14 protein-coding genes are annotated in these 15,640 nt (G+C 72.1%); 5 read left to right on the forward strand and 9 right to left on the reverse strand.

Annotated features, from left to right (window positions below; all coding sequences use genetic code 11):
* Positions 1-66: 66 nt before the first annotated feature.
* Positions 67-1,269 (reverse strand): MFS transporter, encoded by a 1,203-nt coding sequence (locus ACQEVI_RS23570; protein WP_432903635.1) that lies wholly within the window; start codon positions 1,267-1,269, stop codon positions 67-69.
* Between the two features lie 190 nt (positions 1,270-1,459).
* The gene (locus ACQEVI_RS23575) at positions 1,460-3,790 is read right to left on the reverse strand and encodes a family 43 glycosylhydrolase (protein ID WP_432903638.1); all 2,331 of its coding nucleotides are present in this window, start codon (positions 3,788-3,790) and stop codon (positions 1,460-1,462) included.
* Between the two features lie 268 nt (positions 3,791-4,058).
* Here ACQEVI_RS23575 and ACQEVI_RS23580 point away from each other — a divergent pair, with 268 nt between their 5' ends.
* On the forward strand, positions 4,059-5,657 hold the full coding sequence (locus ACQEVI_RS23580) for an ABC-F family ATP-binding cassette domain-containing protein (protein ID WP_432903641.1): 1,599 nt from the start codon (positions 4,059-4,061) through the stop codon (positions 5,655-5,657).
* A 6-nt stretch (positions 5,658-5,663) separates the two neighbouring features.
* On the opposite strand, the gene ACQEVI_RS23585 is transcribed toward ACQEVI_RS23580, so the two are convergent.
* From ACQEVI_RS23585 to ACQEVI_RS23595, 3 genes are read right to left on the reverse strand one after another with little or no spacing between them, the layout of a single operon-like run.
* On the reverse strand, positions 5,664-6,599 hold the full coding sequence (locus tag ACQEVI_RS23585; RefSeq protein ID WP_432903644.1) for an SURF1 family cytochrome oxidase biogenesis protein: 936 nt from the start codon (positions 6,597-6,599) through the stop codon (positions 5,664-5,666).
* Complete coding sequence (locus tag ACQEVI_RS23590; protein WP_432903647.1) at positions 6,596-6,847, reverse strand: hypothetical protein; 252 nt, start codon at positions 6,845-6,847, stop codon at positions 6,596-6,598. Before ACQEVI_RS23590 ends, ACQEVI_RS23585 begins: the two co-directional genes overlap by 4 nt.
* Before the next feature lie 11 nt (positions 6,848-6,858).
* Entirely contained in the window at positions 6,859-7,224 is a 366-nt protein-coding gene (locus ACQEVI_RS23595; RefSeq protein ID WP_432903648.1) for a DUF3099 domain-containing protein, read from the reverse strand.
* Between the two features lie 248 nt (positions 7,225-7,472).
* Between ACQEVI_RS23595 and fabG the strand changes: the two genes are divergently transcribed.
* The 3 genes from fabG (at position 7,473) to ACQEVI_RS23610 (ending at position 9,721) form a co-directional block, all read left to right on the forward strand.
* On the forward strand, positions 7,473-8,219 hold the full coding sequence (gene fabG / locus ACQEVI_RS23600) for a 3-oxoacyl-ACP reductase FabG (protein ID WP_432903651.1): 747 nt from the start codon (positions 7,473-7,475) through the stop codon (positions 8,217-8,219).
* A gap of 160 nt (positions 8,220-8,379) precedes the next feature.
* A complete protein-coding gene (fabI, locus tag ACQEVI_RS23605) occupies positions 8,380-9,150 on the forward strand; it encodes an enoyl-ACP reductase FabI (protein ID WP_432903654.1) in 771 nt (256 codons plus the stop codon).
* Between the two features lie 31 nt (positions 9,151-9,181).
* The gene (locus tag ACQEVI_RS23610; protein WP_432903657.1) at positions 9,182-9,721 is read left to right on the forward strand and encodes a SixA phosphatase family protein; all 540 of its coding nucleotides are present in this window, start codon (positions 9,182-9,184) and stop codon (positions 9,719-9,721) included.
* A gap of 97 nt (positions 9,722-9,818) precedes the next feature.
* Here ACQEVI_RS23610 and serB read toward each other — a convergent pair whose 3' ends face one another.
* The 3 genes from serB to ACQEVI_RS23625 all read right to left on the reverse strand — a co-directional run bounded on the left by serB (position 9,819) and on the right by ACQEVI_RS23625 (position 13,418).
* Positions 9,819-10,439, reverse strand: a complete 621-nt coding sequence (gene serB / locus ACQEVI_RS23615) for a phosphoserine phosphatase SerB (protein ID WP_432903660.1) — start codon at positions 10,437-10,439, stop codon at positions 9,819-9,821.
* Positions 10,440-10,616: 177 nt separating this feature from the next.
* Positions 10,617-11,858 carry a glucose-1-phosphate adenylyltransferase gene (glgC, locus tag ACQEVI_RS23620; RefSeq protein WP_432903663.1) on the reverse strand — a complete coding sequence of 414 codons (1,242 nt, stop codon included), beginning with the start codon at positions 11,856-11,858 and terminating at the stop codon, positions 10,617-10,619.
* A 69-nt stretch (positions 11,859-11,927) separates the two neighbouring features.
* On the reverse strand, positions 11,928-13,418 hold the full coding sequence (locus ACQEVI_RS23625) for an RNA-guided endonuclease TnpB family protein (RefSeq protein WP_432903666.1): 1,491 nt from the start codon (positions 13,416-13,418) through the stop codon (positions 11,928-11,930).
* A gap of 205 nt (positions 13,419-13,623) precedes the next feature.
* On the opposite strand from ACQEVI_RS23625, the gene glgA reads away from it, so the two are divergent.
* Positions 13,624-14,841, forward strand: coding sequence for a glycogen synthase (gene glgA / locus ACQEVI_RS23630; RefSeq protein WP_432906088.1), 1,218 nt, complete (start codon positions 13,624-13,626; stop codon positions 14,839-14,841).
* Positions 14,842-14,863: 22 nt separating this feature from the next.
* Here the strand turns inward: glgA and ACQEVI_RS23635 are convergent, their stop codons facing one another.
* Positions 14,864-15,625, reverse strand: coding sequence for a hypothetical protein (locus ACQEVI_RS23635; protein ID WP_432903669.1), 762 nt, complete (start codon positions 15,623-15,625; stop codon positions 14,864-14,866).
* Between the last annotated feature and the right edge of the window lie 15 nt (positions 15,626-15,640).

A 15,640-nucleotide genomic window follows, 5' to 3' on the forward strand; every position in this document is an offset into this window, starting at 1 on the left:
GCGGACCGTATGTCCGAGACGGTGCTACCGCGCGCTCTGGCGGTGAAACGTCGGCGGTATCACCCGCTACTCCACCGCGGGCCCCGCCGGGAACGCGTGGCGGGCCGCGAGCACCACGACCAGCGCCGCCACGACGAGGGCCACGCCGACGTAGGGCACGGCGGCGAGCCCGACGCCGTCGAGCACCAGCGCCCCGAGCGCCGCCCCGCCGCCGATCCCGATGTTGGCGGTGGAGTTGACGAGCGCCCCGACGACGTCGGGCGAGGCCCCGCGGGTGCGGATCGCCGCCGTCTGGAAGACGGCGGCGACCGCGCCGAACCCGATGCTCCACACCGCCGCGGCCGCGAGCGTGCCCACGGTGGCGGGGAAGGTGAGGCCGAGCGTCAGGATCCCGGCCGCGACGACGCCGAGCGTGACGACGGTGGTCTGCCGGAGCCGCACGTCGAGCCGGGCGGCGGCGTACCAGGCGCCGATGAGGCCGAGCGCACCGATCAGGAGAAGGGCTGGGCCGAGCGCCGCCGTCGCGAGGCCGGCCGCCAGCAGCAGCACCGACACGTAGGTGTAGACCGTGTAGTGGCCGAGGTACGCGAGGGCGTTCGCCGACGTGACCTGGGCGAGGGCGGTGCGGCGGGCGCCCCGGGCGGCGTCGGCCGGGGGAGTGCCGCCCCCGGCGACGGACGGCAGCAGCAGCGCCGTGAGCACGGCGGCGAGCGCGCACGCCCCGGCCAGCACCAGGAACGAGGTGCGCCAGCCGACGGCGGTGCCGAGCGACGTCGTCAGCGGCACGCCGAGCACGAAGCCGGCGGACGCGCCCAGCGTGACCAGCGCGAGCGCGCGTCCCGCGAGGTGCGGGCGCACCAGCCGGGACGCGTACCCGATGCTCACCGAGAAGAAGACCGCGTGGGCCGCGCCGCCCAGCGCCCGGGCCACCGCGACGAGCGCGAACGTGGGCGCGACCGCGACGATCACGTTGCTCAGGACGTAGATCCCGAGGGTGGTCAGCAGCAGCGTCTTGCGGGGCAGCCTGCGCGTGGCCGACGTCAGCGGTACGGCGAGCACCGCGACCATGAACGCGTAGGCGGTCACGAGCAGCCCGGCTGTGCCTTCGGAGACGTCCAGATCGTCGCTGATCAGGGGAAGCAGCCCTACGGGGACCAGCTCGGTGGTGATGGCGACAAAGGTAGCGAGCGCCAGGGCGAACAACCCGCCGGCCGCCTCGCGGACGTCGCCGGGCTGCCAGGACGCGGTCCGGTGGCTCGGTGAAGGCATGGGCTCCATCCCAGACCAGGTCGAGCCCCGCTGGCAAGGTGACCGGCCGACATGTGACCCACATCGCGCCAGACGCCACGCATGTGTCAGACGCCGCCGCATGTGTCAGACGCTCAGATCACTCGAGTGACCTGAGCGTCTGACACATGCCGGAGTGTCTGACAGGTGTGCCCGGCGGGCCGCGCGGGGGTCAGCCAAGCTCGCGGAGTTGCACCTTGTCGAAGGTTGCCGTCGTCGGCGGGGTGGGGCCACCGCCCGCGTAGATGCCTATTCTCGGGGTCGTGTCGGCCGGGAGGGTCCACGTTGCGCCGAGGCGCCAGGTCCGGCCGTCGCGCGAGGACGCCGCCCGGTACTCGTGCTCGCCGTTGTCCGGGTCGGTGGTGTGGAACAGGCGCAGGTGCATCGTGTCGGCGACCGGCCCGGAGACGTGCCCGCCGAACCAGGTGCGCCCGTCGGCCGTGAGCTCCTTGCCGAACTCCACCTGGCGGGTCTGCCAGATCGACACGGGCGCGAGCCGCAGGAAGTCGTCGTCGCCCGCGTGCACCAGCAGGCCCGCCTGCTGATAGTTGCGCACGCTGTCCTCGCCCAGGGGCAGGGTCACGGTGGCCTCCAGCACGAAGTCGCCGTCGGGCGCGTCACGCAGCAGCGCAGGCGCGTCGTTGGCCGACCCCACCAGGTCGTGGCTCGTCAGCGGCCACTCCAGGGCACCGTCCGTGATCTCCACGCCGGCCGGCCCCGTCGCAGGAGCGTGCAGCCAGCTCCAGCCCGGGTCGAGCTCACCGTCGAACTCCTCGGCGAACGTGACGGCGCCCGCCAGCGGCTCCGCGACCCGCCGGGTCACCGGCTCGTGCGCCGGCACGACGGTCAGGTTGTCGAGCTGCGCCTCGCCGCCGTCGGCCGCCAGGCGCACAGGAGCGCGCCGGGGGAGCGGGGTGCGTGGCTCGAACCGCACCTCGGCGTCGACGTCGCCCAGACCGCTTGACGAGAGCCGGGCGGCAAGGGCCCCGCCCCGCGCCTCGACGGTCAGCACGTGCCAGTCGCGCAGGTCCACGTTCGCGGGCAGCGCGGCCCGCAGCTCCCGCCGCCCCTGTCCGACGACGAGCTCGCGCGCCTCCGCGTCCAGCCGCACCGACACCCCGGTCCGGCCGGGCCCGCCGAGGGTCGCCGTGAACGAGGCGCCGGCGTCGGGCAGCCGCACGTCCGCCTCGATCCGCACGTCACGCGGGGCAGGGTTTGTTTGCACGACGGCGGCGTCTCGCCGGCCCGGCACCAGCCGGGCGAGCGCGCCCGCGTCGCCCGCGCCGTCGAGGCCCCGGGCGAACGTGCCAGAGACCCGCCGCAGACCAGCCCCCGACGCCGGGTCGCCGCTCACGATGCCCAGCCCGCTCGCGGCCACCGGCCCCGGCTGCGGGCCCTCGCTCGGCCCCGCCCCGGCGTTGACCACCGGCCACCCGTCGACCCAGTCCATCCGGTCGACCAGCGTGGGACGCCGGTTCACGCCGCCGGGCTCCTCCAGCCAGGCGTCGTCCTTGTCGATCGCGTGGTACAGCATCCAGTCCTGCCCGGCGGCGTCGGTGAGCACCGCGTGATGTCCGACGCCGATCCACCGGTTCCCGTTCTGCGCCACCACCTGCGTGCCGCCCACCCGCGACTCGTTCAGGCTCACGCCCTCGTGATCCGTGAACGGACCCAGCGGCGACCGCGACCGCCCCGTGTACACGCTGTACCCCGTGACCGGCCCGGCACAGCAGTTCGCCGACGACCCCATCAGGTAGTACCAGCCGTCCCGCTTGACCACGAAGGCGCCCTCGTACCGGTCCGCGACGGTCACCCGCGTGAGCTCACCCACCGCCCGCGTGCCGGTCTCGTCCAGCCGCGTGACCCAGAGACCGCCGTTGAAGCCGCCGAGGTAGAGGTAGCGGGACCCGTCGTCGTCCGCGAACAGGGCAGGGTCGATGGTGTTCAGATAGGTGTCGCCGCCCGCGGGCCGCGGGTCCAGGACCGGCCCGCCCGAGTCCGTCCACGGCCCCACCGGCGTCGGCGCGGTCGCGACGCCGATCGTGTAGTCCCACGGGTCGGGGTTCGCCTCCGTGTCGGTCACCGTGTAGTACATGACGTACTGGCCGTCCAGGTACCGGATGTCCGGCGCCCAGAAGTAGGAGGCGCTCGCGGCCCACGCCGGCCGGTTCTCGTCGTCGAAGATCGTGCCCACGTACTCCCAGGACTCCAGGTCCCTGGACTTGGAGACGTGCATGTTGCCGAACGGCCCGCCCGAGACCAGCGGGTCGCTCGTCGCGTACAGGTACCACCAGCCGTCCTTGCCGCGGATGATCGCGGGATCGGCGTAGGTGTCGGCGAACGGCTCGGTGATCGGGTTCGTGAAGGTGGTGGCGGGCGGCTGCGCGCTGCCCGGCGGCGGCGGGGCTGCCGCGGCCGGGGCCGCATCACCGCCGTCCGGCAGGGCCGTGGCGCCCAGGGCCAGTGCGAGCGAGGCGAGCACGGCGACGAACCGTATCTCCATGTGTCTCATCCCTTCGGGCGGCTGCGCCACGTCGCCGGCGACGTGGCCGCCGCATCGTCACGACGGAGTTCCTGGTACAACGTAGTACCAGACGCGAAGGTACCGTCGGGCGGCCGGTCCCGTCCAGGGTGGCGCCGACGTGAGCCCGGCATGAGCCCGGCGTGAGGCAACGCACCGTAATCCCTGGCCCCGACCCCGTAGACTGGAACCGCCCCCGCCGCTGTGGGCCGAACGACCAACCACCACCCCAACCGTGAGGAACACCTGCGTGATCACTGCCCATGGCGTCGAGCTGCGCGTCGGCGCGCGCGTGCTGCTGAGCGAGGCGAACTTCCGGGTCGCCTCGGGCGACCGGATCGGTCTGGTGGGCCGTAACGGTGCAGGCAAGACCACGCTGACCAAGACCCTCGCGGGCGAGACCCTCCCGTCGGGCGGGCAGATCGTGCGCGGTACCGACATCGGCTACCTGCCGCAGGACCCCCGCACCGGCGACCTCGAGGTCCTCGCGATGGACCGCGTGCTGTCCGCGCGCGGCCTGGACAAGGTCATCTCCAAGATGCGCCAGGCCGAGGGCGAGATGGCGTCCCTCGACGAGGCGACGCAGAACGCCGCGATGGAGCGCTACCCCAAGCTCGAGGCGCGCTTCCTGGCGGCCGGCGGCTACTCCGCGGAGTCCGAGGCGCAGATCATCACCGCGAACCTGGGCCTGGACGAGCGTGTCCTGGCGCAGCCGCTCGGCACGCTCTCCGGTGGCCAGCGCCGCCGGATCGAGCTGGCGCGCATCCTGTTCAGCGGCGTCGAGACGCTGCTCCTGGACGAGCCGACCAACCACCTCGACGCGGACTCCATCATGTGGCTGCGCGACTACCTCAAGGCGTACAACGGCGGGTTCATCGTGATCAGCCACGACACCGACCTGCTGCGCGCCACGGTGAACAAGGTGTTCCACCTGGACGCCAACCGCGGCGAGCTCGACCAGTACAACCTCGGCTGGGACGCGTACCTCGAGCAGCGCGAGACGGACGAGCGGCGTCGTCGGCGCGAGCGGGCGAACGCCGAGAAGAAGGCCGGCACGCTGCTCGCCCAGGCCGAGAAGATGCGCGCCAAGGCGACCAAGGCCACCGCCGCGCAGAACATGATCAAGCGCGCCGAGAAGATGCTCGGCGGCCTGGAGGCCGAGCGCGTCTCCGACCGCGTGGCCAACCTGCGCTTCCCGACGCCGGCCCCCTGTGGGCGCACGCCGCTCACCGCCAACGGCCTGTCGAAGGCGTACGGGTCCCAGGAGGTGTTCGCCGGGGTGGACCTGGCGATCGACCGCGGGTCCCGCGTCGTCATCCTCGGGTTCAACGGTGCGGGCAAGACGACGCTGCTGCGGATCCTCGCGGGCGTCGAGGCGGCCGACACCGGCGATGTGGTGCCCGGGCACGGGCTCAAGCTCGGCTACTACGCCCAGGAGCACGACACGCTCGACATGAACGTGACGGTCGTGGAGAACCTGCGGCACGCCGCGCCCGACCTCACGGACACACAGGTGCGGTCCGTGCTGGGCTCGTTCCTGTTCAGCGGGGACGACGCCTACAAGCCGACCAACGTGCTGTCCGGCGGCGAGAAGACGCGGCTCGCGCTGGCGACGATCGTCGTGTCCGGCGCGAACGTGCTGCTGCTCGACGAGCCCACGAACAACCTCGACCCGGCGTCGCGCGCCGAGATCCTCGGTGCGCTCAAGACCTACGAGGGCGCGGTCGTGATGGTGACGCACGACGACGGCGCCGTGGAGGCCCTGGAGCCGGAGCGCGTGCTGCTGCTGCCCGACGGCGACGAGGACCTCTGGAACGACAGCTACCAGGAGCTCGTCTCCCTGGCCTGACGGGCGTCAGCGGAGCTGGGCCTCGATCAGTGCGTCTTCCTCGTCCTCGGCCGTCTGACGCCGCTCGCGGGCCGGCCTGCGCGCCCGCACGCCCGCGCCGTCCTCCGCCTCGCCGGTGGCCAGCAGCAGGTCGCCCGCCGACACGGACTCGCCGCGCAGCGCCCCCCGCTCCCGGCGCCACAGCAGCACGTACCCGCTGATCGCGCCGATCGCGAAGATGCACCACTGGAACGCGTACGACAGGTGCGACCCCGGGTCGGTGTCCGGCTTGGGCAGGGAGGCCAGCCCGGTCCGCGGCGCCGGCTCCTCGGCCCGGAGCGCGCCGTACGCGCTCACGGTGCGCCCCTCGGCCCAGGCCGCGCCGTCCGGCCCCGCCGCGAGCACCTGCCGGGTCGAGATCGCCTGCACCTGCCCGGGGGGCGCGTCCCGGTCGGAGGCGGGCTCGTCGGCCCGCAGCGACACCACGATGGTCACGGTGCCCGACGGCGGCGCGGGAACGGCGTCGGGCCGCGACCCGTCGGCGCCGAGCGGCACGAAGCCGCGGTCGATCACCATGACGACGTCCTGCCCGCCGACCCGCGCCTCGAACGGGACGAGCACGTGGTACCCGCCCTGCCCGCCCACGGGCCGGTTGCGCAGCAGCACCGTCGCGTCGGTGACGTACTCGCCCTTCAGCTCCACCCGCTGCCAGACCTCGTCCTTCGGCACGACGGCGCCCGGCCCGGGCAGCACCTCGTCCACGGGCACCACCGGCGCCGACCAGTTGGCGTTGACGAGGTCGATCTCGGCGTTGCGCGACTCGGCGCGGTCCCACTGCCAGCGGCCCGCGACCAGGCACAGGGCGGCGAGGACCACGGCGGCCACCGCCAGGATCACCCACTGGCGCGTCGTGCGCGGGCCGCGGGACTCGTCGCCCCGGGGGCTCGCGGCGCCGTCGCTCACGACACCCGGTCCAGTTCCGCCGCCGCGACGGTCTGCTTCCAGAACGACCGCGACGCGAGGAACTGCTCCAGGTGCTCACGGTGCTCGTCGCACGCGAGCCAGACCTTGCGGCGTTCGGGCGTGTGCAGCTTGGGGTTGTTCCACAGCAGGCCCCACGCCGCCTGCTCGCGGCAGCCCTTGGCGCTGCAGATGAGCTCGCCCTCGGGCACGGGGTCGGGTGCGGGGCCGGAGAGGCCGAGGAGGTCCATCAGTAGTTCCCTCAGTCGTCCACGTGGTCGATGACACGCCCGGCGCTGGGCGCGTCCGGGGTGGGAGCGCCCGCGGCCCGCGGCGCGTCGGGGGCGACGTCGGACAGCTCGGTGAGCGCGGGCGCCGCGGCGGGCGTCACGGGCGAGGTGTCGTGCGTGACGTGGTCCCGCCCGGAGTTCGCGATGAGCACCGCCGAGTAGGGCAGGACCACAGCGGCGGCGACGAGCGCCCAGCGGACCCAGCCGTCCACCAGGACCGCACCGATGATGCACACCACGCGGATGGACATCTGGATCAGATAGCTGCGCGTGCGGCGCGCCTGGTCCACCGCCAGCGGCTCGGGGGCCGAGGTGATGGACGGAACCGGCTCGCTCATCTCGCCAGTCTATGTCCGCGGGGCGCCCGGCCGACACGCCGCCGGACGTCCGTACGCGCGGCGTTCGTCACAGGTTGTTGTAGAAAACCGACAAGGACCGGTGCATCACTGTGGCCCGCCGCGCGCGGCGTCCGCCCGACGCGCGGGGTAGCGTCGCAACGGACCCGGATCGAGCCAGGTACCGGCCGCCGCCCCAGCCCCGCGCGGCCTCATGCGAACTTGCACCATCACAGCATCGAGGAGTTCAGGTGACCACCACGCCCGACACACAGAGCATCGCCGCAGGTCCTACTGGCCGGGTAGTCGTCGTCACGGGCGCCGCCCGCGGCATCGGCCGCGCGATCGCCGAGCGTTTCGTGGCCGACGGGGACCGCGTCGCCACCATCTACCGCGGCGGCGACCTGCCCAAGGGCGTCGAGGCCTATGTGGCCGACGTCACCGACTCCGCCGCCGTCGACGCCGCCTTCACCGCCATCGAGAAGGACATGGGGCCCGTCGAGGTGCTCGTGGCCAACGCCGGCGTCACCAGGGACCAGCTCCTGATGCGCATGAGCGACGACGAGTTCGAGTCCGTCGTCGACGTGAACCTCACCGGGACGTTCCGCTGCGTGCGCCGCGCGTCGAAGGGCATGATCCGGGCCCGCAAGGGCCGCATCGTGCTGATCGGCTCGATCGTCGGCATGTCCGGCGGCCCCGGCCAGGTCAACTACTCGTCGTCGAAGGCCGCCCTGGTGGGCATGGCGCGGTCGATCACGCGCGAGCTCGGCGCGCGCGGCATCACGGCGAACGTCGTCGCGCCGGGCTACGTCGAGACGGACATGACCGCCGCGCTGTCCGAGGACGTGCGCGCGGGTTACCTCAAGACGATCCCGGCCGGGCGCTTCGCCTCGGCGGACGAGATCGCCTCCGTGGTGTCGTTCATCGCGTCCGACGCCGCGGGCTACGTCTCCGGCGCGGTCATCCCGGTCGACGGTGGTCTCGGGATGGGGCACTGAGCCGTACTCTGGCGCCGCGGCCTGCGGACTTGCCCGAACATATCCACCACTTCTGCCATACGGCACGGCGCGGAGTTTCGTTCCACGCCGCAACTCGCACTACGCTCGCACCCAGCACAGGGGTCGCCTCGGCACGCCTGCGCCTGATCGGAAGGACAACATGGGTCTCCTCGAAGGTAAGAAGCTGCTCGTCACGGGCGTGCTGACGGACTCGTCGATCGCATTCCACGCAGCCCGGCTCGCTCAGGACGAGGGCGCCGAGGTGATTCTCTCGTCCTTCGGACGGCAGATGAAGCTCACGCAGGCCTTCTCGAAGCGGCTGCCGGTCGAAGCGCCGGTGGTCGAGCTGGACGCGACCAGCCAGGAGAACCTCGACGCGCTGGCCGACGCCGTGCGCGCGGAAGGCTTCGACCGGCTCGACGGCGTCGTGCACTCGATCGGCTTCGCGCCGCAGTCCGTCATGGGCGGCAACTTCCTGTCGGGCACCTGGGAGGACGTCGCCACCGCGCTGCACGTCTCCACGTTCTCGTACAAGTCGATCGCCGTGGCCGCGCGGGAGCTGATGACGGACGGCGGCGCCGTCGTCGGGCTGACGTTCGACGCACAGTTCGCCTGGCCGGTCTACGACTGGATGGGCGTGGCCAAGGCCGGCCTCGAGTCCGCGAACCGCTACCTGGCGCGCGACCTCGGCCCCGAAGGTATCCGCTGCAACCTCGTCTCGGCAGGGCCCATCCGCACCACCGCCGCCAAGTCCATCCCGGGCTTCGCGACGATGGAGGACGCCTGGCCGACCCGAGCCCCGCTCGGCTGGGACCAGACCACGGCTGAGCCGGCGGCACGTGCCGTGTGCGCGCTGCTGTCGGACTGGTTCCCGGCGACCACCGGCGAGATCGTGCACGTCGACGGCGGCGTGCACGCCATGGGTCAATAGACCCGGCTCAATTGATGGGCAGGAGGCTTTGATGGGCAGAGCGTCGGGCACGGAGCCCACCACGTCGCCGGTTCGGCGGCTGGTGCTGCTCCGGCACGCGAAGGCGGAGCCGCCGTCGGAACTTCCCGACGAGCAGCGTCCGCTCGCGTTGCGCGGCCGGGACCAGGCGGCGAAGGTCGGTGCGGCGCTGGTCGCGTCCGGCCTCGTGCCCGACGCCGTCCTCGTCTCCGGGGCGTTACGCACCCGGCAGACGTGGGACCTCGCGCGCAAGCACCTGGGGGAGCCGCCGGTGGCGTACACCGACGAGCTCCTGGGAGCGATGCCGCGCGGTGTCCTCGCGCTCGTGCGCGAGCTCGACCCCGCCAGCCGCACCGTGCTCGTGATCGGTCACGAGCCCGCGATGGCGGGCACCGCCGAGCTGCTGGCCGGCCCGGGTTCGGAGGACGGCGCGCTGGCGCAGGTCCGGGTCGGCGTCCCGACGGCGACGTACTCCGTCCTGGAGGCCGACGCCCCGTGGTCGGACTGGGACCGCAAGCTGGCCCGCCTGACAGAGGTAACCCGCCCCGCCTGACCTGACGACGTGTCAGAAACCGACGGACGTGTCAGACGTACAGGTCACCCGGGTGACCTGTACGTCTGACACGTCCGTCGGCGTCTGACAGGTGGGTTCAGAGGAGGTCCAGGACGGCGTCCAGGCGGGTTTCTATCGAGTGGGGGGCCTGGGCGCGGACCACCGGCTTGGCGTTGAAGGCCACGCCTGTGCCCGCGATCTCGATCATGCCGAGGTCGTTCGCGCCGTCGCCGACGGCGACCGTGTGCTCCAGCGGGATGTCCAGCGCTGCGGCCCACTCGCGCAGCGTCGCGGCCTTCGCCTCGCGGTCGATGACGGGGCCGACGGTACGGCCGGTCAGCACGCCGTCCGCGACCTCCAGGCGGTTGGCGCGCAGCAGCGTGATCCCGAGCTCCTGCGCGATCGGCTCGACGATCTCCTCGAAGCCGCCGGACACCAGCCCGAACGCCCAGCCACGCGCCTGGCACTCGGCCACGAGCTCGCGCGCACCCGGCATCAGCTCGACGGCGGCGCGCACCTTGTCGAGCGCCGCGACGGGCACGCCCGCGAGGGTCGCGACGCGCTCCCGCAGGGACTCCGCGAAGTCCAGCTCGCCGCGCATCGCCCGCTCGGTCACTGCCGCGACCTCGTCGCGGGTGCCGGCATGCTCGGCGATGAGCTCGATGACCTCCTGCCGGAAGAAGGTCGAGTCCACGTCGGTCACGATGAGTCGCTTCACGGGACCAGTGTGCCGGAGCACCTCATCGCTTCGCCGAGCGGTCCACGTGCTGCGTCCCCGGCGTCGAACGTAGGCCTGGTCGCGGTCCCAGCAGGCGAACGTAGGGGTGGTCGCCGTCCGAAGGCTCGGACAGCGACCACCCCTACGTTCGACGCCCCGGCCCCGAAGGGGCGACGGTCAGTCGACTACCGTGCCCTTCGGGACCACCGTCAGGCCCGACTCCGTGACCGTGAAGCCCCGAGCGCGGTCCTCGTCGTGGTCGACGCCGATCCGGGCCCGCTCGTTGACGATCACGTTCTTGTCGACGATCGCCCGGTGCACGTGCGCGTACCGGTGCACCTGGACGTCGTCCATCAGCACGGAGTTCGACACGTTCGAGTACGAGTGCAGGTGCACACCCGGCGACAGCACCGACCCCGCGGCCTGCGCGCCTGAGATCAGCACGCCCGGCGACACGATCGATTCCGCCGCATGGCCCATGCGCCCCGGCCCGGCATGCACGAACTTCGCCGGCGGCAGGCCTGTGTAGCCCGTGTACAGCGGCCAGTCGTAGTTGTAGAGGTTGAAGATCGGGTGCACGGCGATGAGGTCGACGTGGGCGTCGTAGTAGGAGTCGATCGTCCCGACGTCACGCCAGTACCCGCGGTCCCGGTCGGTGGACCCGGGCACGTCGTTGCGGATGAAGTCGTACACGGCGGCCTCGCCCTGCGCGACGAACGCCGGGATGATGTCGCCGCCCATGTCGTGCCGCGAGTCCGGGTTCGCCGCGTCCTTCGTGACTGCCTTGACCAGCGCGTCGGCGTCGAACACGTAGTTGCCCATCGAGGCGAGGATCTCGCCGGGGGAGTCGGGCAGGCCCGTGGGATCGGTCGGCTTCTCCAGGAACTCGCGGATCTTCGTCGGGTCCGCGGGGTCGACGTCGATGACGCCGAACTGGTCGGCCATGCCGATCGGCTGCCGGATCGCGGCGACCGACGCCCGCGCCCCCGACTCGATGTGCGCGTCCACCATCTGGGAGAAGTCCATGCGGTAGACGTGGTCGGCGCCGACCACGACCACGATGTCGGGCCGCTCGTCATCGATGATGTTGAGGCACTGGTAGATCGCGTCTGCGCTGCCGAGATACCAGTGCTTGCCCACGCGCTGCTGCGCGGGGACGGGCGCCACGAAGTTCCCCAGCAGCGGCGACATGCGCCACGTCTTGGAGATGTGGCGGTCCAGGGAGTGGGACTTGTACTGCGTCAGCACGACGACGTGCAGGTAACGCGAGTTGACGATGTTGGAGAGAGCGAAGTCCACCAGACGGTAGATGCCGCCGAAGGGCACTGCGGGCTTGGCGCGGGCGGCGGTCAGCGGCATGAGCCGCTTTCCCTCGCCGCCGGCGAGGACGATCGCTAGGACGCGAGGAGCGGAAGCCATACGGGTGACATTAACAGCGTGTCTGTGGACTGTGTCCACGGGCACCGCCCTTCTCGGGAGCCCTCCGGTTCAGGCCGCTGGTGCGGTCTGACCAGGGTTCCTGCGTCGTTCGGGCTGGTTTTCACCCACACAAGTGTGTGGGCCAGTGCCGTCCCGTCGGCAGGCGTTGATGTCGGGGCCGGCTGCTTGACGGTCCCCGACCCGGACTCCTCCACGCCCCGAGCCGTCTGTGACGGTAGGGGTGTGGTCCTCGGCCCAGGCGGCGAGGTTGGCGGCGGCGTTCAGGTCCCGGTCCAGGACGAGACCGCAGTCGTCGCAGGTGTAGGTGCGCTCTCTCAGGCTCAGGACCTTCTTGATCTGCCCGCAGGACGAGCAGGTCTTGGACGACGCGAACCACCGGTCCGCGATCATGACCTGGCCACCACGCCAGTGTTGTTTGTAGGTGATCTGGCGGGCCAGCTCACCCCAACCGGCGTCACTGACAGCGCGGGCGAGGCGCCGGTTGGACATGATGCCGGTGATGTTCAGATCCTCTAGGACCAGCCTGTCGTGGCTCTTGACCAGCTGGTCGGAGACCTGATGCAGAAAATGCTGCCGGGTGTCCCGCACCCGGAGATGATGCCGTGCCAGACGCGCTGAGGCCTTGCGCCGGTTGGCGGACCCGCGCTTCTTGCGCGACACGGCGCGGGCCAGACGTCGCTGCTGCCGCAGGCCCAAGGTCAGGATCTTGGGCGCTTCGACCCGCAGAGTCTCGGTCCTATCAGGTGTGCCGGCGACGACCAGGGCACGCAGCCCTCGGTCCACGCCCACCCAGCCCGTCTTGTCGCTGTCGGACCGGGCGGGGTGTTGGACGGCGGGGTGCAGGTCAGCGGCTTCCACGGTCACCGAGACCCACCACCTGCGGACCCCACGGGTGATCGTGGCCTGCAGGATCCGGGCCCGGCCCGTGGCGATCATCCGCCGCAGACGGCGAGTGTCCTCCTGCACCCTGATACTGCCGAGTTTGCGCAGCGTCACCGACCGCGGCTGGACTCTGGTCCCGACACGGATCGAGGAGCGGTCGCCATGAACCTTGTTCCGCATCCGGAACGAGCCCGCGGTGTGCGTCTTCTTCTTGAACCGCGGATGTCCGACCGGGCGGCCCTTGCGCTTTCCTGACCGGGACGCGGTCCACGCGGCAAGGCCGCGGCTGAGGTCGACAGCAGCTTGCTCGAACACCTGCGAGGACACCTCACCGCGCCACACCAGCCCGGTGACCTCGACCTGTGTGACACCGCCACCCGTGACCAGGAATCGGCGTCCGGCGTCCTGAGACACCTTCCACCGATTGAGCGCGTTGATCAGGCTGAATCGCGACCACGGCACCTCGTCCCGAGCCTGGTCCACGGCGTCGGCGTCAGCACCACGACTACTGAGGGTGCGGTGGTGTTCGCGGGCGTCCAGGTGCAGGCGCAGGCACTGGTTGAACGCGAATCTGGCCGCCCCGGCATGCCGGGCGAGCGCTACCGACTGCTCGACCGTGGGGTCGAGGCAGAACCGGAAGGTCGTGTGCCGAGCCATGCCACGAACGCTAGACCGAGACACCGACATCGAACCGAACGAGGACACATCCGAAGAACACAGACGGGCTCTGAGACTTCGCGCACGCTAGGTTGGCCACGTGTCCGACGTCGCTGCCGCCCCAGCCTTTGCCCCCCGTTCCGTTTCCGCCCCGGAGCCCGAGCATCGCCCCGGAGGGCGGCCCGCCGACAGCCTCCGTGTCGACCTGCTGACCCGCGAGTTCCCGCCGCACGTCTATGGCGGTGCGGGCGTACACGTGGCCGAGCTCGCGGCGGTGCTCGCACAGCACGCCGACGTGCGGGTGCGCTGCTTCGACGGCCCGCGCGACGCCGCGACCGAGGCGTCCGGCGTCACCGGGTACACCACCCCGGCCGCCTTGGTGGGCGCGAACGCCGCGCTGGCCACGCTCGGCACCGACCTCCTCATGGCCGACGACGTCGCGGGCGCCGACCTGGTCCACTCGCACACCTGGTACGCGAACATGGCGGGCCACCTGGGCGGCCTGCTGCACGGCGTGCCGCACGTGGTCACCGCACACTCCCTGGAGCCGCTGCGCCCCTGGAAGGCCGAGCAGCTCGGCGGCGGCTACGCCCTCTCGTCGTGGGCCGAGCGCACCGCGTACCTCGGTGCGGCCGGTGTCATCGCGGTCTCGGCGGGCATGCGGGCCGACATCCTGCGCGTCTACCCGGAGCTCGACCCGGAGCGCGTGCACGTGGTGCACAACGGCATCGACCTGTCGGGCTGGCGCCGTCCCGCCGCGGACGACGACGCCGCGCAGGCGGCCGCCGCGGCGACCGTACGCCGCCACGGGATCGACCCCGACCGGCCGGCCGTCGTGTTCGTCGGCCGCATCACCCGGCAGAAGGGCCTGCCGTACCTGCTGCGCGCCGCCGCCGAGCTGCCGCCCGAGGTGCAGCTCGTGCTGTGCGCGGGCGCGCCCGACACCCCGGAGATCATGGCGGAGGTCCGCGCGCTCACCGAGGGCCTGCGCGAGTCCCGCACCGGCGTCGTCTGGATCGAGGAGATGCTGCCGCGCCCCGACCTGATCGCGGTCCTGGCGGCCTGCACCGTCTTCGTCTGCCCGAGCGTCTACGAGCCGCTCGGCATCGTGAACCTCGAGGCCATGGCCGTGGGCCTGCCCGTGGTCGGCACGGCCACGGGCGGCATCCCCGAGGTGGTCGACGACGGCGTCACCGGCCTGCTGGTCCCCATCGAGCAGTCCGACGACGGCACCGGCACGCCGCTCGACCCCGACCGCTTCGTCGCCGACCTGGCGGCGGCGCTGACCCGGGTCGCCACCGATCCAGAGGGGGCAGCGGCGATGGGCGCCGCGGGGCGCCGTCGGGCCGAGGACCACTTCGCCTGGACCGCGATCGGCGAGCGCACCATGGACGTCTACCGGCAGGTGCTCGGGCAGTCCTGACCGCCTGGCCGCCTGACGGCGGTCAGCGCACCTCGCCGTAGGTGGCCGCGCTCATCGCGTGCCGGGCCGTACGGTCGACCTCGCGCAGCGCCGTGGAGCGCTGGTCGACCTGGAAGACGTTCACCGCGCCGCCGTCGTCCACGTTGCCCAGGGCGACGATGGCGCGCAGGCGGCTGGCCAGGTCCAGGACGCGGGCGCGCCGCCCGTCCAGGTGCGGCACCGGCCAGGACGACGTGCTGGCCGCCCGGATCCGCTCGATGGCGTCGGCGGCGTCGCCCCGCCAGCGGGCGACGTCGAGCTGGTCGAGGGCGTCGGTGGCGGTCATCAGGCTCGTGCGGAGCTCGCGCTCGGCGTCGGCGACCGAGCCGATGGCACCGAGCACCAGGGTGGTCCACGCGGGGACCTCCAGCACCTGCCAGGTCACCATGTGCCCGGGCTCGATATGGCTGCCGAACGCCTGGACCTTCGGCACCGCCGCCCAGCTCCCGTCCGGCGTCGTGACCACCACGCACTCCCCGGCCTCCGTGGCCTCGAGGTTGGCGACCGCGGGCACGCCCGCCGGGTCGCCGGGCGCGGGCAGCAGCGCGCAGACCTCGCGCGGCCCCGTCGTCCAGGCGGTGAAGAGCGTGTCGAGGTTGGTGCCGTCGGCAAAGCCGGGTAGCCCCTCCACGGTGTGCGGCTCGTCGTCGCCCACCACGGACTTCACTGCGTCCGAGGTGTCGCCTATGCCCTGCAGCCACAGGGCGAGCAGCACGCTCCGGGGGAGGTCCTGATCGGTGTCCACCGCAGAACTGTAAAT

This window comes from Promicromonospora sp. CA-289599 (assembly GCF_050936155.1).
Taxonomy (GTDB): Bacteria; Actinomycetota; Actinomycetes; order Actinomycetales; family Cellulomonadaceae; genus Promicromonospora.

What these genes read in the sequence shown, in the direction of transcription:
- ACQEVI_RS23570 (WP_432903635.1), bottom strand. Translation starts at nt 1,269, where the DNA reads ATGCCTTCACCGAGCCACCGGACCGCGTCCTGGCAGCCCGGCGACGTC.
- ACQEVI_RS23575 (WP_432903638.1), bottom strand. Translation starts at nt 3,790, where the DNA reads ATGGAGATACGGTTCGTCGCCGTGCTCGCCTCGCTCGCACTGGCCCTG.
- ACQEVI_RS23590 (WP_432903647.1), bottom strand. Translation starts at nt 6,847, where the DNA reads ATGGACCTCCTCGGCCTCTCCGGCCCCGCACCCGACCCCGTGCCCGAG.
- ACQEVI_RS23595 (WP_432903648.1), bottom strand. Translation starts at nt 7,224, where the DNA reads ATGAGCGAGCCGGTTCCGTCCATCACCTCGGCCCCCGAGCCGCTGGCG.
- fabI (WP_432903654.1), top strand. Translation starts at nt 8,380, where the DNA reads ATGGGTCTCCTCGAAGGTAAGAAGCTGCTCGTCACGGGCGTGCTGACG.
- ACQEVI_RS23610 (WP_432903657.1), top strand. Translation starts at nt 9,182, where the DNA reads ATGGGCAGAGCGTCGGGCACGGAGCCCACCACGTCGCCGGTTCGGCGG.
- glgC (WP_432903663.1), bottom strand. Translation starts at nt 11,858, where the DNA reads ATGGCTTCCGCTCCTCGCGTCCTAGCGATCGTCCTCGCCGGCGGCGAG.
- ACQEVI_RS23625 (WP_432903666.1), bottom strand. Translation starts at nt 13,418, where the DNA reads ATGGCTCGGCACACGACCTTCCGGTTCTGCCTCGACCCCACGGTCGAG.